The following is a 21,495-nucleotide window of genomic DNA, read 5'->3' on the forward strand; positions in this document are numbered from 1 at the left end:
CTCTTCAGGAAGGAACTGCACATGCCACATCCCGGGGTACGCCAGTCCTACCGGGCTCGGTACGACTGCCTGACGCTGACCTGGATGCCCACACACAAAGAGTCCGACTGGGCTTCAACCTCGGCATCCTCCATGTCCGTTTATAGTCGAATTCCGGAACCAGAGGATACTAGGACGGCTAAATTATTGTTAATTCTGATTAATTGTCATTATTTCGCAGTCTGCGCGGCAGGAACCTGCAGGCATCTGCATGGGCCGCACAGTCACGAGGTGGAGAACAGATCCGCCAGTGCTGCCGCCAGTTGTCGGTCACCGCTGTAGCGGATATCACCCAACAGAAACGCGTGTCGCGCACTCAAGGTGCCGCCAATGATGTCACTCAGCGTGTTATACGACATTTCCAGCTCCAACGCCGCAGACTCCGCCTGCCCCATCGTCTGGACTGCCTGCAGTGTGCCCTGCCCATCGGCATCCGGTAACACCTGCAGGTAAAAATCACTGCCATCCGGCAAAAGAAACTGTACCCGACAGGTCGAGGGCAAACAAGTAAGCCCCTGCAGCCTTTCGAGTATACGGGCCGGTATTTGCATCAGCGCTCCGCAAACAAATCCGCCGTGGCCAGCGCAGGCAACAGCAGATGTGAAAACACCGCCGGGGTTGCCCCAGGCGGTGTTCGCTTTAGTTTCTGACCTCAGAAGCTGAAGTGTTCAGCATCCAGGGACATCAGGTTTTCCGCCCCGCTCAGCATCGCGCTGGCGTGGGTGGCGGTACGTGGCAGGATACGATCGAAATAGAAACGCGCGGTGGCGAGCTTCGCATTGTAGAAGTCCTGCTCGCCAGTACCCGCGGCGAGATTGTCACTGGCAACTTTTGCTGCCAGTGCCCACAGGTAAGCCTGTACCGCGTAACCGGAATACATCAGGTAGTCGACGGATGCTGCACCTACCTCTTCCGGGTTCTCCATGGCCTTGGCACCGACGTGCATGGTCACTTCGCCCCACTCCTTGTTGATTTCCTGCAACTTGGTCACGAACGGTGCCAGTGTTTCGTTGTCGATTTCCGCCTGACAGAACTTGTGCACAATCTTGGTGAATTTGCGCAGCAGCTCACCCTGACTCATCAGTACTTTACGACCCAGCAGATCCAGCGCCTGAATACCGGTGGTGCCTTCGTAAATCATGGCAATACGGGCATCACGCACGTTCTGCTCAACACCCCATTCGGCGATATAACCGTGACCACCAAAACACTGCATACCCAGGTTTGCAGATTCGAAACCGGTCTCGGTCAGGAACGCTTTTGCAATCGGCGTCAGGAACGCCAGCAGATCGTTCGCTTCCTGCTTCTCTTCTTCGCTGCCAGCCTGGGTGCGGTCAACCTGCTTCGCACACAGCATGGTCAGCATACGACCGCCTTCGGAGAAGGCTTTCTGGGTCAGCAGCATACGGCGTACGTCGGGGTGTACGATGATCGGGTCGGCAGCGCCTTCCGGGTTTTTCGGGCCGCTCAGGGCACGCATCTGCAGGCGGTCTTTGGCATAGGCGAGGGACTTCTGGAAGCCCACTTCCGCGTGTGCCACGCCCTGCAGGGCGGTGCCCAGACGCGCGGTATTCATGAAGGTGAACATGCAGTTCAGGCCCTTGTTCGGCGGGCCGATCAGGAAACCTTTGGCGCCGTCGAAGTTGAGCACCGCGGTGGCGTTGCCGTGGATACCCATCTTGTGCTCAAGAGAGCCGCAAACCACCTGGTTACGGTCACCACTTTCCGGCATGAACTTCGGTACGATGAACAGGGAAATGCCCTTGGTGCCCGCCGGAGCGTCAGGAAGACGCGCGAGAACGATATGAACGATATTCTCCGCCATATCGTGTTCACCGGCAGAGATAAAGATTTTGGTACCGGTAATGGCGTAAGAGCCATCATCGTTGGGCTCGGCCTTGGTACGCAGAATACCCAGGTCTGTACCGCAGTGCGGCTCGGTCAGACACATGGTGCCGGTCCAGGAACCTTCTACCAGCTTCGTCAGGTAGGTTTCTTTCTGCTCGTCGGTACCGTGGGCTTCCAGAGTATTCATGGCGCCGTGGGACAGGCCCGGATACATACCCCAGGACCAGTTGGCGGTACCCACCATTTCGCTCAAGGCAGTGCCCAGAGACGGGGGTAGGCCCTGACCACCGTGATCAACACTGTGGGCCAGAGACGGCCAGCCGGCTTCCACGAACTGCTGGTAGGCTTCTTTAAAGCCTTCCGGCGTGGTGACTTCACCGTCGTTCCAGGTACAACCCTGCTGGTCGCCAATCTGGTTCAGTGGGGCGAGGACGTTTTCACAGAATTTGGCGCCCTCGTCGAGGATGGCGTCCACTACGTCGGGGCTCGCATCTTCAAAGCCCAGCGTTTCATAGTGTTGATCCCAGTCCAGCATTTCACGCATGGCGAAGCGCATGTCGCGCAGCGGAATCTTGATCTCGCTCATCCTGTTTACCCTCTTTTACTCGCAAATTGTTGTCGGCTGATCGGGAATCACTACCCGAACCTCGGGCTCGTGACCCGGATATTGGATTCATTCATCATAGTAAGGAATCTGCATTTCTCACTATGGCGAAATCCGCCCAAAGCGCTAACAAATTACGGCGGGGAACGGCTATCAGACTGCGCCGTCAGCGGATTAGAAATAGCCGGTCAGGCACCTGAGCCACCGCCACAACGGGCCCGCGAGGCATCGACAGCGATACGGACCGGGGCGTTCTGCCTCCGAGGTCAAAGGGTGGCAACGCTGGATCGCGGGCTTTTGCGATACTCACCCGGCGTTACCCCTGTCCACTTTTTGAAAGCCCGGAAAAAAGCACTGGCCTCGTCAAAGCCGAGCATTTCAGCAATCTGGGCATTGGAAAGGTCGGGGCAACTCAGGTAGTGGAACGCCGCCTCCATCCGACATTCATCCTTGAGCTTCTGATAAGAAGTGGATTCCTGTTGCAGACGCCGACGCAACGTGGTCACCGACATATTCAATCGCTCGGCCACGGCCTCCGCCGACGGCATGGATTCGCTCACATCGCGGTTGAGGATGGTTTTCACTTTGGTCTTGATGCTGTTGGCGTTTCCGTCACTGATGACCAGGTGATAGGGCGCCGTGCGGATAAAGTCTTCAACCGTCTGCGGGCTCTGCACAATGGGGTAATCCAGATAGCGCCCTTCATACTCCAACGCGTTGTGGGGCTGCTCAAACAACAGCTCATCCGCCTCGCTCTGGGCCAGAGCAGCGAACTCTTCCGGACAGGGAAACGAGAAGTGCAACCTGGCCAAAGGGATTTCCCGACCGACCAGCCAGCAATAAAAACGGTGCCACACCGCCAGGGTAGTGCGAATGACGCCGGGATTGGTATCGGCAATCAGCTGCTCGAACTCGCCGGGAGCCAGAGAACTGATACCGCGGATGAGTACGCGGTCGCGACCGTCCTCATTGCGCTCGAGTACCGGCTTGACCCGGAACCCGCGGCATATTTCCATAAACTCGGCACTGAGGGTGATGGCCTGACGCACCGTCGCGCAATTGACTACCGTCAGACACAGTAACCGGAATGAACCGGATCGCACGCGACCACCACTGAGCATACCGAACCATTCGTCCTGGGCCAGCCACATGACCCGCTGGTACAACCGGCCGTATTTCACCGCCGAAAACGCAGCAACACCTTCGAGCTCCGACTGGTCGATATCTACCGATGCCAGCAACGCTTTCCGGTCACAGCCGTGTCCCGCCGCTTCATCCAGCAACCGCTGAACATAGGCAATGGGAATCCGAATATCCTCGTTAGCACTTTCCATTTATTTGTTTCTGCGGTTGCGCACCCAGTTGAGCAGAGCACCAAAGCCGAGCGCGACAGCAACAATTACAGCAAGAAATATCAGCATCAGCACCAGATAGCTGAGAAGATCAGCTACCGGAAGATCCCAGCTCCAAACTGCCGCTGCGATAAACGCGATACAGGCGAGAACACTGGTTATAAACGAGCGGCGGCGTTTTCTGGCCATAACAACTGCAACTTTACTTTTTAGACAATGATCAAAAATGAACGGCTGGTCGTCGCCTGTCCGGGACACTACCATTGATCAGGCTATATGGTGGTGTATCGCTCCGAGAAAAGCCACTACCAAACGGGTAAGCGGGCGAGCGGTCCGCGATATTTGCAGACGGAGGGCGCCGGCCGTATATGCCCTGTACCAGATTCAGACAGGGAGTACAGCCGCGTACAAAGCCCAGAACCGCGCCGGTGCGGCGCAGAATCGTGAAGCATCGGTTCTGCGGTGTCAACGACGCACAGTGACAAACCGCCTGTCAGGGTTTGCACCGACGCGCCCGGTCACCGGAGTTCACCATGAAAAAACGCCTGCTCTACCGAAGTGAAGACCGCAAAACACTGCGCAAACTCGCCATCTGGGTCGAGTGCATGATGCTTGCGGCTGGTGCCGTGCTACTTGGCATCCTTGTTCTGGCCTAGCCCACCTATGATACCGCCCTCTGCGAGCCGTGCGGGATCCAGGATTTCCTGCAGGCGCTCCCGGGAGATATCGGTCATTTCCTCTGCCACATCCAGCACCGGCCGGCCGGTGCGGTAGGCGGTCTTGGCAATTTCCGCAGCCTTTTCGTAGCCAATAATCGGGTTCAGCGCCGTCACCAAAATCGGATTGCGGGACAGCGCCCGAGCGATGCGCTCCTGCTTCAAGCTAAATCCGGCAATGGCCTTGTCAGCCAGCAGTTTCGCCCCATTGCCGAGAAGCTGAATGCTCTCCAATAGGGTATGGGCAATCAATGGCAACATCACGTTGAGTTGAAAATTACCACTCTGGCCGGCAATAGTGACCGTAGTGTCATTGCCCATTACCCGGGCGGCGACCATCGCGACCGATTCGGCGATGACCGGGTTCACTTTACCCGGCATGATACTACTGCCGGGCTGCAGGGACGGTAGCTCTATTTCGCCGATGCCTGCCAGCGGGCCGCTGTTCATCCAGCGCAGATCATTGGCGATTTTCATCAATGCCACGGCGCAGGTTTTCAGCTGTCCAGACACTTCCACCGCGGTATCCTGCGTGGCAATTGCGGTAAAAAAATTGTCTGCTGGCGACAGCGCAACACCACAGCGGGCACTCAATTTCTGTGCAAACAATGTTGCGAATTCGGGATGTGCATTCAACCCGGTACCCACCGCGGTTCCCCCCTGGGCCAACTCAGACAGCCGAGGCAATGTACTCTCCAGGCGTGCACCGCAGTGTTTGATCTGATCAGCCCATCCCATCAGCTCCTGATCAAAAGTCACCGGCACAGCATCCATCAGGTGCGTGCGCCCATTCTTAACCACGCCGGAAACCGATTGCGCCTTTTGTTCGATCGCGTACTGCAGGTGGTGCAATGCCGGCAGAAGTTCATTCTTAATCGCGAGCAGCGCGGACAAATGAATTGCCGACGGAATTACGTCGTTGCTGCTCTGGCTCATATTAACGTGATCATTGGCCCCGATATTTTCTTCTACACCATCGGATAAATGATCGGACGCGATGCAGGCAAGCACCTCGTTCACGTTCATATTGGTACTGGTACCCGAACCGGTCTGGAAAACATCTACAGGAAATTGGTGTGCGTAGATCTCTGGCGTGAGGCTATCGCAGGCATCGATTATCGCGCGAGCGGCGGGATCGGATAACAGGCCGAGTTCCCGGTTGGTCTCTGCCGCTGCGCGTTTGATGGACACCATTGCACGCAGGAAAGGAATGGGCAGGGTGTAATCACTGACAGGAAAATTATTGACAGCCCGTTGGGTCTGCGCGCCGTAGAGCGCATCGGTCGGCACTTCTACCGAACCGAGACTGTCTTGTTCTGTTCTAAACTGGTCGGACATGGGCTATCCCGGTGATTCAGAACCTCAGAGAATGGTAGAGCCAGAGTAGAGGGATTGGAAACGGGATTGGCAGCGAGAATCAGATACTGACCCGCCCCTCCTGGGTCCACTCGCATCGCACCTGCATTTCTCCACTACCGGGCTCGTGATAGAGGCCCGCGGCTTCCCAGCTAAACGAATGGGTACCGGAAAGCTCGGTTTCAAGGTGTACCGTGGCGGAAACCCAGTACATGCTGCGCAATAGTTCTTCGAACTTCTGGATCCAATGGTTCCACTCGTATTCCACGGCACGGTATGACGCACCAAAATGAATCACATCCGTCTGGTACTGGGAGAGCTTCACCTTGATGGTGGGAATCGAGAACATGTCGCGACAGAGAAACGGCCATTCATCGGCGCTGGGAAGCGCGAGCACGGCCTCACGATTCACCCGGCGGCGGTCACTGCCGCCGGTCAGGCTGTTACTGTCTTTAATGCATCCGTAGACAATAGATTCCTGATCGCCCTGAATCACCGTGTACATTCCCCGTGCACGCCGCAGCGCGACTTTTAACCTGATTGAAACCGCTTCAAACGATCAAAGCTTACAGTCTCGAATTTGGGACTCGAAACACCGGGCATTCTGAAAATACCCGAAAGCACCTTTCGCTCCACTTTACCGGCGCCCCAGTCAGAAAGCCACAATTCGTTGGCAAAAAATCTCCGGGCGTATCACATTACCACCTGAAGTTGATCAGCAGACCTGCAAGCGCAGATTTTGTGTACAACCTGCTCAGATTTCGATGCCCTGCTCGCGCAACATTTGCATGAACTCGTCTTCATCCAGCACCGGAATATCCAATTCGCGTGCCTTGTTCAGTTTGGAACCCGCGCCAGGGCCTGCCACCACGGTATGTGTTTTCGCGGAAACACTGCCCGCCACTTTGGCACCCAATCGCTGCAGGTAGTCCTTTGCCTCACTGCGCGAGAGAACCTCCAGTTTTCCCGTCAGTACCCAGGTCTGCTCCTGAAGAGGTTGTGTGCCCTCTTCCTGAACTTCGTCTTCCCAGTGCACGCCGGCTTGCTGCAAAGCTTCAATTTCTTCCAGGTTGTGTGGCTGCTCAAAAAACTCGGCCACATAATGCGCAACGATCGGACCGACATCGTCCACCTGTTGCAGCGCCTCTTCATCGGCCTGCATCAGGGATTCCAAGCTCCCAAAATATCTTGCCAGATTGCGTGCAGTGGCTTCCCCTACCTCGCGAATACCCAGCGCATAAAGGAACTTGGGTAAGGTTGTATCCTTACTTTTCTCCAGGGCTTCCAACAGGTTCTGCGCTGATTTTTCCCCCATCCGCTCCAGGGATACCAGCTGATCCAGGTCCAATCGGTAGAGCCCGGACACGGAGTGCAACAGCCCCTCGTCTACCAGCTGCTCGACCAGTTTATCGCCGAGACCATCGATATCCATCGCCTTGCGTGACGCGTAATGCTTGATCGCCTGCTTGCGCTGAGCGCTACAGATGAGGCCGCCGCTACAGCGCGCAACTGCTTCTCCCGGTGTGGATTCCACCGGTGAATCACACACCGGGCAGTGGTCTGGGAACTGAATTTCCCGCGCGTCTTTCGGGCGGCGGTTTTCCACCACCGAGACCACCTGGGGAATCACATCTCCCGCGCGGCGAATCACCACGGTATCGCCGATCTTGACCCCCAGGCGCTCGATTTCATCGCGATTGTGTAAGGTGGCATTGGATACGGTGACGCCACCAACAAATACTGGTTTCAAGCGCGCGACGGGCGTCACCGCACCGGTGCGCCCGACCTGGAACTCCACATCCTGCAGCACCGTCATTTCCTCCTGGGCGGGGAACTTGTAGGCCGTTGCCCATCGTGGGGCGCGCGCTACAAATCCCAGACGGCGCTGCAAGGGAATACTGTTGACCTTGAAAACGATTCCGTCGATGTCATAGGGCAACTGATCGCGCTTCTCCCCCAGACGGTTGTAATAGGCAATACAGGCTTCAATATTATCTGCCACCGCCATTTCTGGATTGATGCGAAATCCCCAGCGGTTCAACTGCTCGAGAATATCACTGTGACGCTCGGGTAGTTCGCCGCCTTCAACCAGCCCTACACTGTACACACACAATTGCAGTGGTCGCTTCGCGGTAATCTGGGGATCCAGCTGACGCAAACTACCGGCGGCGGCATTCCTCGGGTTGACGAAGAGCTTTTCACCAGCCGCTCGCGCTTTTTCATTCAGCGCATTGAAACCCGCTTTGGGCATATAGATTTCACCGCGCACCTCAAGTACCGGCGGCACCGCACTCTCAAGGAGCTTGAGCGGAACCGAATAAATAGTGCGTACGTTCTGGGTAATATCCTCCCCAATGGTGCCATCGCCACGGGTAGCCGCGCGCTCCAGTACACCGTCGCGGTACAGCAGGCTGACCGCGATCCCGTCCAGCTTCGGCTCGCAGGCATATTCCACCGGCGCCTTGCTATTCAGGCGATCCCGGATGCGACGATCAAAATCCTCCATTTCCTCATCGCTGAATGCGTTATCCAGCGACAACATGGGCATTTCATGACGCACCTGTGAGAAGGCGGACAACGGTTCTGCGCCGACCCGCTGGGTAGGAGAATCCGGCGTGATCAGCTGCGGATACTCCTCCTCGAGCTGTTGCAGCTCACGCAGGCAGCGGTCGTACTCCACATCCGGCAGCTCCGGTTCGTCCAGTACGTAGTATTGGTAGTTAGCTCGATTGAGAATTTCGTGCAATTCATGTGCGCGATTCTGAGCTTTTTCAGGGCGTATTTTTGTCATTGTCTAGTCGCAAAAATTGAGAATTCTTGCCAAAGGCGGGATGGGCAATGGCGTGCTCCGGAAAACGGATCACGCCCTTTGCATCGATCTGTATATCGACGTCAGAGAAACCAAAAAGATAACGACGGCATGAACCACTAGGCCTGCGCCTGGGCCAATGCTTTGCGACGCCGGAACTCCATCACGCGCTGGCGATAGTGTTCGGCGGTCTGGGCGGTAAAAACGCTGCGGTTTTCATCTTTGAGTTCGCCGCCGAGCTGTGCGGAGATCTCACGTGCGACCCCCAGCAAAGTGTCCAGTGCCTTGAGCGCTTCGACTTCTGCCGGCAACGCCAGAAACAGGCTGATACCCGGGGTGGTGAAATCTTCCATTGTCGACATATCGAAGGTGCCTGGCACCACAATATTGGCCAAACTGAACAGCACCGGACCCTCGCCCGCTTCACCGCAGTGATAGTGGAAAATATTCATATCCCCGAAGCGCAAGCCACTGGAAAGCAGCACGCGCAACAGGTCATTGCCCTCGAAGTAATCTCCCGCAGGCGCCATGATATTGAGGATCAACACCTCCTCTACCGAACGCTCGCGCGCGGTGCCGCGGGGACCAGATTTGCCGCCGCGGGGCTTTTGTTTGCCGGACCTGGAATCAGAAATATTACCCGACGTTTCCGGCTTGCCCGCGTCGCGGGCGGCGCGCCGCTTAAACTCGGGCATCTTGAATTCCGGCAATTTCAGGTCTGCACTCGCCCAGCCACTTTGTGACTTGGTTTCGAGCGCCTCCGGTGATTCACCTGTCTCTTCCCCCTGAGCGGAAGCCGGCACTTGCTGTAGAGACTCCAGACTGACCGATTCATCCAGAGAAGGCTCGCGGCGATCTTCAGCAGCACTCTCTGCATAGACATCCGTTGTCGCTGACGGCGGCTCGGCTGCCTCTACCGAGCGGCTCGAACCGCCGGCCGAGCTGCTGGTCGAACTACTAGAACTACTAGAGAGAACCGCATTTTCTACGGACGTCTGGCTCGCCAGACTCTCAAGCGGTGAATTCTGCCTGGCACCGTCGGACTCATGTTCAGGCCCCGGCTCTGCCTGAGTAGCGTCCAGACCGGGCAACTCGGGCTCTACCGCTTGAGAACCAGGCTCCGGCGCTTCCTCTACAACGGAATCCATCAATGTCGGCACCTGTTCCTCCAGGTTCAAAGAGACCTGTTGCGGCTCCTGGCCCGGGGTATTGTCCGGCTCTGCAAGGCGGGAGGTCACAGGGTCAGCTTCGCTCGGCGCACTAACCTCGGACTGATCCGGGCGCACTGGTTTGCTACCTGCCAGAGGTTTGCGAGAAGACTGAAAATTCTGCTGCACCTTGCGGTTAATCTGGCTTGCATCTTCCGGCTTGCGGCGCTGTACCACACGCACGGAGCCCGGCAATTCAGCCGCGATCTGCCGACGCTTTTCCGCCTCTTCGGGGTCGATATACTCGAGTTCTGCATCTACTGTACTGGCGACACTCGACTTGCTTTCATTTTGTCGACTGCGTGGCTTCGGGCTTTCGGATCTGGTGTTTCGTGCAGTCGGCACAGGACGCGGCGATGACAATGCATCGTCCTCATCGTCAAAATCCAGATCAGCCCGCATGGAGCGGGAAAGATTGCGGGACACCTTCATGGTATCCCGGTGTTTGAGATAGGCGCGGCGGGCACCATCGAGCACCACACACAGCAGCACCAGTGCCAGCACATTGATCAGCCAGTTATCCATTTGCGCTCTCCCTCCCTATACCGCCTTCAGCTTTGATTGCTTGTCGCTGTTCATCAGGCTGACGCCAACTCTGCTGCTTCTTCCACGTCCACCGATACCAGACGGGATACACCCGGCTCATGCATGGTGACCCCCAGCAACTGATCGGCCATCTCCATGGCAATCTTGTTGTGAGTAATATAGATGAACTGCACGTGTGCGGACATCTCCTGTACCATCCGTGCATAGCGCCCAACGTTGGCATCGTCCAGCGGGGCGTCTACCTCGTCCAGCATACAGAACGGTGCAGGATTGAGGCGGAAAATAGAGAAGACCAGCGCAATCGCTGTCAGCGCCTTCTCACCACCGGAGAGCAGGTGGATGGTGCTGTTACGCTTGCCCGGTGGACGCGCCATAATCGCAATACCGGTGTCGAGCAGATCTTCGCCGGTGAGTTCCAGGTAAGCATGACCACCGCCAAATACTTTCGGGAACAGCTCCTGTAGGCCGGTATTGACCTGATCGAAGGTCTCCTTGAATCGGGTACGGGTTTCCTTGTCGATCTTGCGGATCGCGTTTTCCAGGGTTTCCAACGCGCCGGTAAGATCGTCGTACTGGCGATCCAGGTAATTTTTGCGCTCGGACTCCTGCTTGTATTCGTCAATCGCAGCCAGGTTGATCGCACCCAGACGGGAAATACGGGCGGCGACCAGTTCGATGTCCTGCTGTACCGCTTCGATATCCAGGCCGTCGGGAAGTTCCTCCAGCAGCTGATCCACATCGTGATCGGTTTCACGCAATTGCTCAATCAGGCCACTGCGCTGGGTTTCCAGCGACTGCGCGGAAATTCGCTGCTGTTCCAGCTGCGCGCGCACGCCCTGCAGTGCCGATTCGGCCTTCTGGCGCTCCTGCTCCTGGCGACGCAGCTCTGAATCCACCTCTTCCAGCTTGCGGCGAGCCTCGCTCAGCTCGGTTTCCACCTCGATACGCGCCGCCAGCTTTTCTTCCAGTTCGCCCTGGAAGTCCTGAGACGGATCCTGGGTTTCTTCCATCTGCAGCTGCAACTCTTCACGACGGACCTGCAGCCGCTCGACCTGTTCTTTCAGTACCTGCAGCGTCCGCTCCAGAGAGACCTTCTGGGTGCGCACGGACTGCTCACGCATGGCCAGCTCGTGGGCCCGGTCTTTATCTTCACGGGCGCGCTGACGGGCCGCATCCAGGGCTTCGCGCAACGCTTCGCGACGCGCCAGCAGGGATTCACGACGATCGGTATCGTCGCTCATGGCCTCCAGCGCTTCTTCCAGTTCGATACGGGCTTCGGAGATGGACTCGGACTCCATTTCCAGCTGCTCACGCACTTCACCAATTTCCTGTTCGATACGTTGACGGCGCTCGCTCATCTGTTCCAGGCGGGCGCGCTGGGCGGAGAGCTGGCTGCGCAGGTCACCCGCGCGGCGGTTGAGCTGCTCGGCGTCGTTACGGGACTGCTCTATGCCGGACTCCAGATCACCGGCCTGGGCCCGCAGCGCTTCGCGCTGGGTCTGCAGCTCCTCGATTTTCGCCTCGCAGGCTTCAAGGGATGCTTCAAGATTCTCCAGCTCCTGTTTGCGCGCCAGCACACCGGCCTCGGCGTCGGCACCACGGCTTACCCGCAGCCAGTTGGGACCTACCCACAGGCCATCGCGGGTAACGATGGATTCATGGGCCTTCAGTTGGCCGCGCTGGGACAGCGCCGCATTGAGGTCTTCTGCGGTATAGATACCGTCAATCAGCCCCAACAGCCCCTGGGGACCTTCCACCACGTCTGCCAGCTTCGGCAGGCTGCCGCCGCTTGCGGATGCCACCTGCTGCTGATCAAAAAATACCGCCTGGCCGCCTTCCAGATCATTCAGCGACTGCTGCAGGCTCTCGATCTGATCGACACAGACCGCCTGTAGCTGGCCACCGAGCACGGTTTCTACCGCACTCTCCCAGCCGGAACGGGCACTGACCTGATCCGCCAGACGCGGGCGATCCTGCAGGTTCTGCTGTTGCAGCCAGTTGGCCACCGACTCGCCCTGCCCCAGAGCCGCCTGCTGCAGTGCTTCCAGAGACGCCTGGCGACCGCGGCCGGTCTGCAGTTCAAGGCGTTGCTTATCCAATTCCGCTGCGATATCAGTTTCGCGGCGACGGATGTCGCTCAACTGCTCGGACTGCTCGCTGACCGCCTCGCGGCGCTCCGCAAGCTGCATTTCCAGCTCGGCGAGTTCTTCGTTCTGCTGCTCCAGCTCGAGGTTGTCGCCGCCGTCGGGCAGGCTCTCTCGCTCGCTTTTCAGCTTGCTGATACGTTCCTGCAGGCGCTGGCAGGAGGTTTCCAGGTGCTGGATACGGGATTGCTGGACTTCCGCCTTCTGGCGGGAGCCGGAAGCACCCTGGTTGAACTGATCCCACTCGTTCTGCCAGTCGCGCATCTGGTCTTCTGCAGTCTGCAGCGCCATGGCGGACTCTTCTTCCGCCGCCTGCACCATCTCCAGATCCGGCAGAATGACTTCCATTTCTGCATCAAATTCGGCGGTCTTTTCCTGATCCGCCGCCAGCAGGGACTGGGACTCCTGGTATTCCCTTTCGGTGCGGGACAGGTCGTTCTGGAGCTGGGAATTGCGCTCGCGGGCGTGGGCAATACTCTGTTCGAGGCGCGCGATATCCGCGCCGATGGCGTAAAAACGCCCCTGCACTTCGTTGAAACCGTCGGACAGCTCCTGGTGCGCCACGCGCTGGGTCTCGATACCGGTATCGCAACTTACCTGGCGGGTCACCAGCTCTTCGACGGTCAGTTCCAGCTCGCTGATCTGCTGCTGCTTGGCGTCTGCCTGATCGCGCAGATCGCGGTATTTCAGGGCCTGAAGGTGGGCCTTGTGGGTGCGCTCTTCCTCTTTGAAGCGACTGTACTTTTCTGCCGCGGCGGCCTGGCGCTCGAGACGGGAGAGCTGGCGGTCCAGTTCATCGCGGATATCGGTCAGGCGCTCCAGATTCTCATTGGTACGACGCATCCGGTTTTCAGTATCCCGGCGGCGCTCCTTGTACTTGGAAATACCCGCAGCTTCCTCGATATACACCCGCAGCTCTTCCGGCTTGGCCTCGATCAGCTTGGAGATCATGCCCTGCTCGATGATGGCGTAGCTGCGCGGCCCCAGACCGGTACCCAGGAACAGGTCCGTCACATCCCGGCGGCGGCACTTTTCACCGTTCAGGTAGTAGTTGTTCTGGCCATCGCGGGTCACCCGGCGCTTGACGGAGATTTCGGTGAAGGCGGCATATTCGCCGGTAAGCTTGCCTGCGGAATTGTCGAACACCAGCTCGATGGAGGCCTGTCCCACGGGCTTGCGGCCACTGGACCCATTGAAGATGACATCGGTCATGGAGTCGCCGCGCAGGTTCTTGGCGGAAGACTCCCCCATTACCCAGCGCACAGCGTCGATCGTGTTGGACTTACCACAGCCGTTGGGGCCGACCACGGCGCTCAGATTGGAGGGAAAGTAGACGGTCGTCGGATCCACGAAGGATTTGAACCCCGCCAGCTTGATGCACTTCAAACGCATGGTCTTGAAACTCGGTAATACCTGGTATCCGTACGGCGAATTGGCGCCTGCCGGCGGACACTCTTCGTTGTGATTCGGTTGTGTGTGCGGTTAATCAAAACCTGACTGACTGGTTCCCGCGCAACCGTGTCAGCCGGCACGGAAACACTACAGCAAACCGCCGATTGTACATGGCTGCAGCAGCGGTTTCAGCGCTATTTTCGCCCCGCGGGAGAATGCCCGACAGTACGGCAACGCTGTTCACTTAAGCCGTTCGGTGTCGGGACAGTTAACTACAGCTCTGTATCGATAGTGATGGCAATCGGCTGCGCAAACTCGGCACGCTTCAGGGTCACCACATCGCCCTGCCAGTCACCGGGCGCTGGGCGGGCATTGCCTTTGACCGCGAGCCGCGCCAATACCTGTACCTGATCAACGGTCTCGATACTACGCCCGGGCATCATCGCGCGCGACTCGTCGAGCACCACCTCGGCGGGTAGATCTGCCGCGGTCAGGCGCACAATGGCCAGAGGCATGGGGCTGTCTGTGCCCCGCGCGTAAATAAACACGGGCGTGTCCGGCGCTGCGTCGATCGCAGGAGACAGGCTCACCTGCACTCGAATACTGTCAGCGCCCGCGGCATCAGACGACGGTTGCTGCGGTGAACTGGCAACAACAGCGCTCGCCGGCGCGTCGGCATCATCGTCCATACCCGCCTCTGCCATCGCCCGCTCGGCCCGCGCCACACCGGCGGATAACGCTTGCGCCGCCCCCGAACCGGACGTGGTTTGCGCAAGAGCTTTACGCCAGTAATCCCGCGCCGCCCGGAACTCCTCGCGCTCAAACGCGGCAATGCCGGCAAGCCCCAGCGCGGTGCCGTTATTGGGGTCTCCTTCCAGCACCTGATTGACCTGATCGGTCACCTCATCGGTCATTTTGGAACCACTGGCAAAAAACAATGCCTGCGCCAGCTCTGCGCGAATATGGGTCGCCTGCGGTTGACGGGCCACGATATACCGGTACTGCTTCACCGCACCGGACAGGTCGTTGCTGACCAAGAGGCGCTGCGCCAGCACATAACGGCTGGAAAGGTCATCCGGGTGACTCTCCGCCCGCTCCCGCAGGCGCTGGGTGATGCTGGCCTCAGCCACACTATCCGTTGCTCCTGACTGACTGGAGACGATATCGCGGTACAGCGCCACGTCACCATGGGCGCCCCACGACAGGTACAGGCCGACGGCGCAGAAGGGGATTGCAAACGCGAGCACAAATAGCAGGCCACGACCGCCACCGCGCACTCCGGAGAGACGGTAGCTGGCGTGCTCTTCAACCATCAACTTGCGCGCCATCTCTGCACGCAGAGTCTTGAATTCTTTTTCGCTGATCGCGCCACTGGCACGGGAAGCCTCAAGCTCCGCTTCGTGCTCGCGAAACAGCGCGGCCTGGGTAGAGCGGGCAATAGACTCCGCTGCATTATCGGCGGCACCACCCTCGCTATTCGCCACGGGTTTACGCGAACGCCGCAACATCGGCCAGGCAATACACACGGCCAACGGCAGCAACAGGGCGCCAAGCATCAACCAAAGCTCAATCATTGCGAGTTTCCTGTTCGTCCTGTTTACCGTGCCCGATCTGGTCTTCGCCAAGCAACCGCGCCAGCTGTCGCCGCTCGTTATCGGTCAACTCTTCGGCGTCGGCTGCCTGGGATTCACCACGACCACTGCGGGACCGCATCACGATCACGATCAGTGCCAACAGGCCCAGTGCAGCAAATACGCCCGGAGCCACCCACAGGGCCACGGTATTGCGCTGCAGCGGCGGCCGGTACAACACAAAATCACCGTAACGGGCGACCATATATTCGTTGATTTCCCGATCAGTGAACCCGTCCTCCAGCAGGCGGCGAATTTCACGGCGCAAATCTGTGGCCACCATGGAGTCGGAACCGGCCAGATTCTGGTTCTGGCACTTGGGGCAGCGCAACTCCTCAATCAGGATTTGATAGCGGGCCTGCAGCTCGGGGCTGGAGAGCTGCTCTACCTCTACGGAGGCACGCGCGACCGTTGCCAACAGTAAAGTCAGCATCGCGGCGGTTACGATCCATCGGGTTCTGTTTCGCACTGAGAAGTCTCCGGTGAAATATCGGGCGATTATATCAGTGCCACGACGACGCTACACGCACTGAAAACCAGGCCTGAAATTGCTTAAGATGTTGAAACACAAAAAAAATTTTCAGAAAGCGTTGACGCCCCAAAAAAAATCATTACTATACGCAGCTCCTGACGCGGGGTGGTTAGCTCAGTTGGGAGAGCGACGGCCTTACAAGCCGTAGGTCACAGGTTCGACCCCTGTACCACCCACCACTTCCCTTTCACCTGCCAGGCAGGTTTTATCAAGGGAAGCAGGATACGCGGACCGGTAGTTCAGTTGGTTAGAATGCCGGCCTGTCACGCCGGAGGTCGCGGGTTCGAGTCCCGTCCGGTCCGCCACTACAATGAAGGCCCTGTTCGAAAGAACAGGGCCTTTTTTGTATGCGCCGGATGAATGCGTGCCGAATAAACCCGCGAGTTCACCCAGCATCTTTCCTCTGATTCTACCGCTGCAAGTTCACATCAAAGCGCATCCCAAAAACACCCGATCTTCCCGGAAAAATTCAAAGCTACTAAAAATTCAAAGCCACTAAAGCGGTAAGGAAATTCGGCGCGGAAAATACATTTGCTTCATCTGGTTTCATCAATTTGGCAACCCTCCGCGACCAACATCGCCTTCAGCTCGGGCCACTGATCCTCGGGCAGCGAGAGGTTCAGGCAAACGCGATCGCTGTACTCCACCGCCTCACAGTGGCCCCGATGTTGTTCCAGCAGAAAGCGCAGACGCGACTCCTGCGCAAAACCACAGCACACGCGTCGTTGCAGCACAGCGACATGACGCTGCAACTGAGCTTGCTGCAAAGCCGCACCCACGGCTCCCCGGTACGCGCGCATCAGGCCGCCAACGCCCAGCTTGGTGCCACCAAAATAGCGCGTCACTATCGCACCCACATTCCCCACGCCCTGCTTGAGCAGCAACTCCAGCATCGGACGCCCGGCACTACCACCGGGCTCACCATCGTCATCCGACTGCATGACTTCCGGGTTATCGGGATTTCCAATGACCAGTGCCGTACAGTGATGCGACGCATCGGGGTACTGACTGCGAATGGTTTCCAATTGACGTAAAAAAGCCGCTTTATCGGTTACCGGTCCCAACCAGCAGATAAAGCGGCTTTTCCTGTCTTCGGTTTCAGTTACAACGGGAGAGCAGGGAATCTGATAACTCACCGGAAAACTCGTCCCATGGTTGCTCCTTCAGTCGGTCATAGAGTGGCTGCAACTTGGTCTGCCAGACCCGGTCATCTACTACGCCCACATGCTTGCATCGGATAGTGCCGCCGGCGTCCACCAGAAACGTTTCCGGTGCGCCAAACACACCCAGATCCAATGCCAGGCGCCCTTCCACATCAGCAACGGAGAAAACGTACGGGTTGTGGAATTTTTCCAACCACTTTTGCGCCGCTTCGTTATCATCCTTCAGGTTGATGCCGACTATAGGCACGCCGTCTTCCGCCAACTGATTGAGATAAGGATGCTCCACCCGGCAGGAGACACACCAGGTTGCCCATACATTCAGAAGCAACGGTGTGCGGGGAAGGTCGGATTTTTTCAACTCACGATTGGACTCCACATCCAGCAACGCAAACTCCGGTACCGGCTTGTTGACCAGCGCCGACGGCATATCCTGCGGGTTCAATGACAGGCCGCGCCAGAACAGCAGTGCCAGTGCAGCGAAAATAATCAGCGGTAAAAACAGTTTTAGCCGGGCCATGGGTTTTCAGCACTCCTTCTAGATCAGCGCGACTCAGATACCGGCAGGCGACGGAGTACCCTGGCTCCGGCTCCGATCAACAGCCGCACGCGTGGCGCGCACCTTGCGGTAGCGTTTGTCCGCCACTGCGATAGCGCCCCCGAGCGCCATCAACGCAGCGCCCAGCCAGATCCAGACCACAAAGGCCTTGTATTGCAGTCGCACCGCCCAATCACCGCGGACGTTATTCTTATCCATCGGCTCACCGAGCGCCACATAGAGGTCCCGAAAGAGCCCCCCATCAATCGCCGCCTCGGTCATGGTATTGCCACCGGAAAGATAGTTTCGCTTCTGCGGGTGCAGCTCGGCAACCATCTTGCCGCTATTGCTGTCACGCACGATCAAGACGCCCTCGGAAGCCCGATAGTTCGGCCCCTGCACGACACGCACACCCTCGAAAGTAAATTCGTAGCCGGAGAGCGTGGCGCTTTGACCGGGCGACATGCGCAGATCTTTGTCCACGCTGTAAACCGTAGTGAGAGCAACCCCAAGCACAGAAACCGCAAGACCGATATGCCCCAGGTGCATGCCGTAATAACTGGCCCGCTGGCGCCGCAGACCCGCCCACAAACTATCCGCATTGCGCGACTTGTTGAGGATGTCGGCCGCACTGGATGCCACCACCCACAAACCGGCAAATACGCCAAGCGCGGCACCCCAGTGGAAATCGCCAGCCAGCAGCGTCACCAGCGGCGCAGCGATGGCAGCCACCAGTGCCGGCAAGCCCCAGCTGCGCAACAGCTTCTGCGTCTGGCTGTCTTTCCAGTTGGCGTGGATCCCCATCCCCACCAGTGCACAGAGCACCAGCATCAGCGGCACAAAGAACAGGTTGAAAAACGGCGGCCCCACACTGATCTTGCCGATATTCAGAGCGTCCGCCAGCAGTGGATACAGCGTACCGGTCAGCACCATCGCCATGATCAAAACCAGCACGACATTGTTGCCGAGCAGGAATGTCTCCCGGGACTTGAAAGAAAACACACTACCGGCGCTGACCGCCGGCGCACGCAACGCAAACAGCAGCAGCGAAGCCCCCACCACAATCGCCAGGAATATCAGAATGAAACCGCCACGCAGTGGATCAGTGGCAAATGCGTGCACCGAAGTCAGTACCCCGGAACGCACCAGGAAGGTACCCAGCAGGCTGAGACTGAAGGCAAAAATCGATAGCAGGATGGTCCAGCTGCGGAACAGCCCGCGCTTTTCCGTTACTGCCAGCGAGTGCAGCAACGCAGTGCCCACCAGCCAGGGCATAAACGAGGCGTTTTCTACCGGATCCCAGAACCACCAGCCACCCCAACCCAACTCGTAGTAGGCCCACCAGCTGCCCAGCGCGATACCGAGGGTCAGGAAGGACCAGGCCACCGCGGTCCAGGGACGTGCCCAGCGCGCCCAGGCGCTGTCGAGTTTCCCTTCCAGCAGTGCGGCAATGGCGAAGGCAAAGGCCACCGAGAACCCTACATACCCCATATACAACAGCGGCGGATGAATAATCATGCCCGGATCCTGCAGCAGCGGATTCAGGTCACTGCCATCACCAGGGGGAAACGGCAGAATGCGATCAAAGGGATTGGAGGTCAGCAGAATAAACAGGAAAAAGCCGACCAGCAGCATGCCCAGCACAGATAACACCCGCGCAACCAGCACATCCGGAAGCTGGCGACTGAACAGTGCCACCGCTGCAGCCCACCCCGCCAGCATCAAAAGCCACAGCAGAATAGAGCCCTCGTGCCCACCCCAGACCGCGGTCACCTTGTAAGCCATTGGCAGAATACTATTGGAGTTCTGGGCCACGTAGGCCACAGAAAAATCACTATTTACGAAAGCCACGGTCAGGCACACGTATGCCAGCGCAGTAAACGCCAGCACCCCCATTGCCAATGGGCGGCCAGTATCCATCCACAATACGCGGCCGGTGTAGGTACCCAGTAGTGGCACCGCCGCCAGGGTAATAGACAGCAACAGGCCGATAATCAGGGCAAAGTGCCCGAGTTCCGGGGTCATATTTTTGCGTCCCCTACACAATTGGCTTTGTTTTGCATGGTTTCCGCCACTTCCGGGGGGGTGTAATTCTCATCGTGCTTGGCCAACACCTGATCGGCACGGACAAAACCACCCTGTTGCAACTTGCCGGTTACAATGGCCGCTTCACCCTCCGCAAACAGGTCCGGCAGGATTTTGTTGAAGACCACCTCCACCTGCTCCCTGCCGTCGGTAATGGCAAAACGCACATCCAGAGAATCACTATCACGCACGACACTGCCCGGGACGACGCAGCCACCCGCACGAATACGTTTCTCAAAAGGTACCTCCCCCGCAGCAAAGGCCGTCGGCGCGTAGAAGTAGTCCATGTTTGAACGCATGGCGTAGGTGACAAACCCGGCCGCGGCGCTGGAAAGGCCGACCAGGAGCAAAACCAGTATCAGGCGTTGTTTTCGGGCTGGATGCATGGTGTTCAAGAACTCGAAGCGTGATGTTTATATTGTCCCGCAGGCGTTGGCCCTGCCGGCGCGGAATACAGTGATTGAATCAGGCAATCGCCGACCGTTCCACCGGTTTGGCGTGCGGTCTGGCGCTGCGACGACGCGCTTCTTCAATGCGTAATTGACGGGCCAGATCCCTCCGCTGGCGGCGGATGCGCGTCTGCGGCCAGATGACCAGTGCCACCAGCACCAGCAAAGCCACGATATAAGCCGCCCACACATAAGGGCCGTGGCCACTCATGAAGAGAAAATCTGCGAGACTGCTGAATTGAAAATTCATGGCCTGCTCCTTACCGTGTCGGGTTTGCCGTATTCGATGCGGTTTTATTTCCCGGTCCTGCACCCAGCAGTTCGCGCACCCATTGGGTACGCCATTCGCGCTGTAGCACCAGACTGCGCGTATGCAGGGTCAGAACCCACGCATAAAACACGTAGAACCCGATGATCATGGTGATCAACGGATAAAACATACTGGGATCAATGGTGCTGGACTCGGTCAGTTTCAGCGTTGCCGGCTGATGGAGGGTGAACCACCAGTCCACAGATTTGTAGATAATCGGGATATTGACGGTTCCCACCAATGCCAGCAGTGCACTGGCCTTATCACCGGACTGCTCGCTACTGAAGGCGCCGGAAAGAGCAATCACGCCGATATACAGGAAGAACAGAATCAGCATGGAGGTGATGCGCGCATCCCAGACCCAGTAAGTCCCCCAGGTCGGCTTGCCCCAGACTGCCCCGGTAAACAGGGCGATAAATGTCAATGCAGCACCGATGGGCGCCGCTGCACGCATGACCATAAAGGACAGCTTCATCTTCCAGATCAGTCCTATGGCGCCGCAGATCGCCATGATGTAGTAGCCGGCCAAGGCAAGGAACGCGGCGGGCACATGGATATAGATGATGCGATAACTATTGCCCTGCTTGGCATCCTGCGGCGCGAACCCCAGGCCCCAGACGGTACCGACCAGCAACAGTGCGATACTGCCAACTGCCAGCCACGGCAGCCAGGCGCTGGAATTTTGATAAAACCAGCGCGGCGAACCCAGTCTGTAAAACCATTGCCAAGCCAATGCGTTGTCTCCTAAAGCTCCAGGCGTATACCACTCTTTCAGT

At 58.0% G+C, this 21,495-nt stretch carries 18 protein-coding genes and 2 tRNA genes; 3 read left to right on the plus strand and 17 right to left on the minus strand.

The annotated features are described in order from the left end of the window. Positions 1–263: 263 nt before the first annotated feature. The 4 genes from LPW13_RS08655 to LPW13_RS08670 all read right to left on the minus strand — a co-directional run bounded on the left by LPW13_RS08655 (position 264) and on the right by LPW13_RS08670 (position 4,032). Positions 264–542, minus strand: a complete 279-nt coding sequence (locus tag LPW13_RS08655; protein WP_230439034.1) for an SCP2 sterol-binding domain-containing protein — start codon at positions 540–542, stop codon at positions 264–266. Positions 543–691: 149 nt separating this feature from the next. Beyond that, a complete protein-coding gene (locus LPW13_RS08660) occupies positions 692–2,473 on the minus strand; it encodes an acyl-CoA dehydrogenase C-terminal domain-containing protein (RefSeq protein WP_230439035.1) in 1,782 nt (593 codons plus the stop codon). Between the two features lie 284 nt (positions 2,474–2,757). Beyond that, positions 2,758–3,825, minus strand: a complete 1,068-nt coding sequence (locus tag LPW13_RS08665; protein WP_230439036.1) for a helix-turn-helix domain-containing protein — start codon at positions 3,823–3,825, stop codon at positions 2,758–2,760. Then, positions 3,826–4,032: a hypothetical protein gene (locus LPW13_RS08670; protein ID WP_230439037.1), complete on the minus strand. Its 207-nt coding sequence runs from the start codon at positions 4,030–4,032 to the stop codon at positions 3,826–3,828. A 344-nt stretch (positions 4,033–4,376) separates the two neighbouring features. Between LPW13_RS08670 and LPW13_RS18165 the strand changes: the two genes are divergently transcribed. Next, positions 4,377–4,499, plus strand: a complete 123-nt coding sequence (locus tag LPW13_RS18165; RefSeq protein ID WP_268932694.1) for a hypothetical protein — start codon at positions 4,377–4,379, stop codon at positions 4,497–4,499. Here the strand turns inward: LPW13_RS18165 and LPW13_RS08675 are convergent. The 7 genes from LPW13_RS08675 to LPW13_RS08705 form a co-directional block, all read right to left on the minus strand. Beyond that, on the minus strand, positions 4,473–5,897 hold the full coding sequence (locus LPW13_RS08675) for a class II fumarate hydratase (RefSeq protein ID WP_230439038.1): 1,425 nt from the start codon (positions 5,895–5,897) through the stop codon (positions 4,473–4,475). The two genes, LPW13_RS18165 and LPW13_RS08675, sit on opposite strands and share 27 nt — an antisense overlap. 79 nt (positions 5,898–5,976) lie before the next feature. Then, the gene (locus LPW13_RS08680; protein ID WP_230439039.1) at positions 5,977–6,420 is read right to left on the minus strand and encodes a hypothetical protein; all 444 of its coding nucleotides are present in this window, start codon (positions 6,418–6,420) and stop codon (positions 5,977–5,979) included. A gap of 249 nt (positions 6,421–6,669) precedes the next feature. After that, positions 6,670–8,706 carry an NAD-dependent DNA ligase LigA gene (ligA, locus tag LPW13_RS08685; protein ID WP_230439040.1) on the minus strand — a complete coding sequence of 679 codons (2,037 nt, stop codon included), beginning with the start codon at positions 8,704–8,706 and terminating at the stop codon, positions 6,670–6,672. Positions 8,707–8,843: 137 nt separating this feature from the next. Continuing rightward, complete coding sequence (gene zipA / locus LPW13_RS08690) at positions 8,844–10,457, minus strand: cell division protein ZipA (RefSeq protein ID WP_230439041.1); 1,614 nt, start codon at positions 10,455–10,457, stop codon at positions 8,844–8,846. A 53-nt stretch (positions 10,458–10,510) separates the two neighbouring features. Further along, complete coding sequence (smc, locus tag LPW13_RS08695; protein ID WP_230439042.1) at positions 10,511–14,014, minus strand: chromosome segregation protein SMC; 3,504 nt, start codon at positions 14,012–14,014, stop codon at positions 10,511–10,513. Between the two features lie 272 nt (positions 14,015–14,286). Beyond that, positions 14,287–15,588, minus strand: coding sequence for a c-type cytochrome biogenesis protein CcmI (gene ccmI, locus LPW13_RS08700; RefSeq protein ID WP_230439043.1), 1,302 nt, complete (start codon positions 15,586–15,588; stop codon positions 14,287–14,289). Then, complete coding sequence (locus LPW13_RS08705) at positions 15,581–16,114, minus strand: cytochrome c-type biogenesis protein (RefSeq protein WP_230439044.1); 534 nt, start codon at positions 16,112–16,114, stop codon at positions 15,581–15,583. Before LPW13_RS08705 ends, ccmI begins: the two co-directional genes overlap by 8 nt. A gap of 166 nt (positions 16,115–16,280) precedes the next feature. On the opposite strand from LPW13_RS08705, the gene LPW13_RS08710 reads away from it, so the two are divergent. Together LPW13_RS08710 and LPW13_RS08715 are read left to right on the plus strand one after the other, a co-directional pair. After that, positions 16,281–16,356: transfer RNA gene (locus tag LPW13_RS08710), tRNA-Val, on the plus strand. 49 nt (positions 16,357–16,405) lie between these two features. Next, positions 16,406–16,482 (plus strand) — tRNA-Asp (locus tag LPW13_RS08715). Positions 16,483–16,713: 231 nt separating this feature from the next. Here the strand turns inward: LPW13_RS08715 and LPW13_RS08720 are convergent. From LPW13_RS08720 to LPW13_RS08745, 6 genes are all read right to left on the minus strand, one after another. Further along, positions 16,714–17,313, minus strand: a complete 600-nt coding sequence (locus LPW13_RS08720; RefSeq protein ID WP_230439045.1) for an IMPACT family protein — start codon at positions 17,311–17,313, stop codon at positions 16,714–16,716. Further along, positions 17,276–17,857 (minus strand): DsbE family thiol:disulfide interchange protein, encoded by a 582-nt coding sequence (locus LPW13_RS08725; protein ID WP_230439046.1) that lies wholly within the window; start codon positions 17,855–17,857, stop codon positions 17,276–17,278. Before LPW13_RS08725 ends, LPW13_RS08720 begins: the two co-directional genes overlap by 38 nt. A 33-nt stretch (positions 17,858–17,890) precedes the next feature. Beyond that, entirely contained in the window at positions 17,891–19,900 is a 2,010-nt protein-coding gene (locus LPW13_RS08730) for a heme lyase CcmF/NrfE family subunit (RefSeq protein WP_230439047.1), read from the minus strand. Continuing rightward, positions 19,897–20,346 (minus strand): cytochrome c maturation protein CcmE, encoded by a 450-nt coding sequence (ccmE, locus tag LPW13_RS08735; protein WP_230439048.1) that lies wholly within the window; start codon positions 20,344–20,346, stop codon positions 19,897–19,899. Before ccmE ends, LPW13_RS08730 begins: the two co-directional genes overlap by 4 nt. A 79-nt stretch (positions 20,347–20,425) precedes the next feature. Continuing rightward, a complete protein-coding gene (gene ccmD, locus LPW13_RS08740; protein WP_230439049.1) occupies positions 20,426–20,659 on the minus strand; it encodes a heme exporter protein CcmD in 234 nt (77 codons plus the stop codon). A gap of 10 nt (positions 20,660–20,669) precedes the next feature. Further along, a complete protein-coding gene (locus LPW13_RS08745; RefSeq protein ID WP_277611078.1) occupies positions 20,670–21,452 on the minus strand; it encodes a heme ABC transporter permease in 783 nt (260 codons plus the stop codon). Between the last annotated feature and the right edge of the window lie 43 nt (positions 21,453–21,495).

The organism is Microbulbifer celer, assembly GCF_020991125.1.
In the GTDB taxonomy this organism is placed as follows: Bacteria; Pseudomonadota; Gammaproteobacteria; order Pseudomonadales; family Cellvibrionaceae; genus Microbulbifer; species Microbulbifer celer.

Excerpts from the sequence above, each read along its gene's own strand:
- ccmE (WP_230439048.1), bottom strand. The coding sequence starts at position 20,346 with ATGCATCCAGCCCGAAAACAACGCCTGATACTGGTTTTGCTCCTGGTC.
- ccmD (WP_230439049.1), bottom strand. The coding sequence starts at position 20,659 with ATGAATTTTCAATTCAGCAGTCTCGCAGATTTTCTCTTCATGAGTGGC.
- LPW13_RS18165 (WP_268932694.1), top strand. The coding sequence starts at position 4,377 with ATGAAAAAACGCCTGCTCTACCGAAGTGAAGACCGCAAAACACTGCGC.
- LPW13_RS08730 (WP_230439047.1), bottom strand. The coding sequence starts at position 19,900 with ATGACCCCGGAACTCGGGCACTTTGCCCTGATTATCGGCCTGTTGCTG.
- LPW13_RS08675 (WP_230439038.1), bottom strand. The coding sequence starts at position 5,897 with ATGTCCGACCAGTTTAGAACAGAACAAGACAGTCTCGGTTCGGTAGAA.
- LPW13_RS08660 (WP_230439035.1), bottom strand. The coding sequence starts at position 2,473 with ATGAGCGAGATCAAGATTCCGCTGCGCGACATGCGCTTCGCCATGCGT.
- LPW13_RS08665 (WP_230439036.1), bottom strand. The coding sequence starts at position 3,825 with ATGGAAAGTGCTAACGAGGATATTCGGATTCCCATTGCCTATGTTCAG.
- ccmI (WP_230439043.1), bottom strand. The coding sequence starts at position 15,588 with ATGATTGAGCTTTGGTTGATGCTTGGCGCCCTGTTGCTGCCGTTGGCC.
- smc (WP_230439042.1), bottom strand. The coding sequence starts at position 14,014 with ATGCGTTTGAAGTGCATCAAGCTGGCGGGGTTCAAATCCTTCGTGGAT.
- LPW13_RS08725 (WP_230439046.1), bottom strand. The coding sequence starts at position 17,857 with ATGGCCCGGCTAAAACTGTTTTTACCGCTGATTATTTTCGCTGCACTG.
- LPW13_RS08670 (WP_230439037.1), bottom strand. The coding sequence starts at position 4,032 with ATGGCCAGAAAACGCCGCCGCTCGTTTATAACCAGTGTTCTCGCCTGT.
- zipA (WP_230439041.1), bottom strand. The coding sequence starts at position 10,457 with ATGGATAACTGGCTGATCAATGTGCTGGCACTGGTGCTGCTGTGTGTG.
- LPW13_RS08680 (WP_230439039.1), bottom strand. The coding sequence starts at position 6,420 with ATGTACACGGTGATTCAGGGCGATCAGGAATCTATTGTCTACGGATGC.
- ligA (WP_230439040.1), bottom strand. The coding sequence starts at position 8,706 with ATGACAAAAATACGCCCTGAAAAAGCTCAGAATCGCGCACATGAATTG.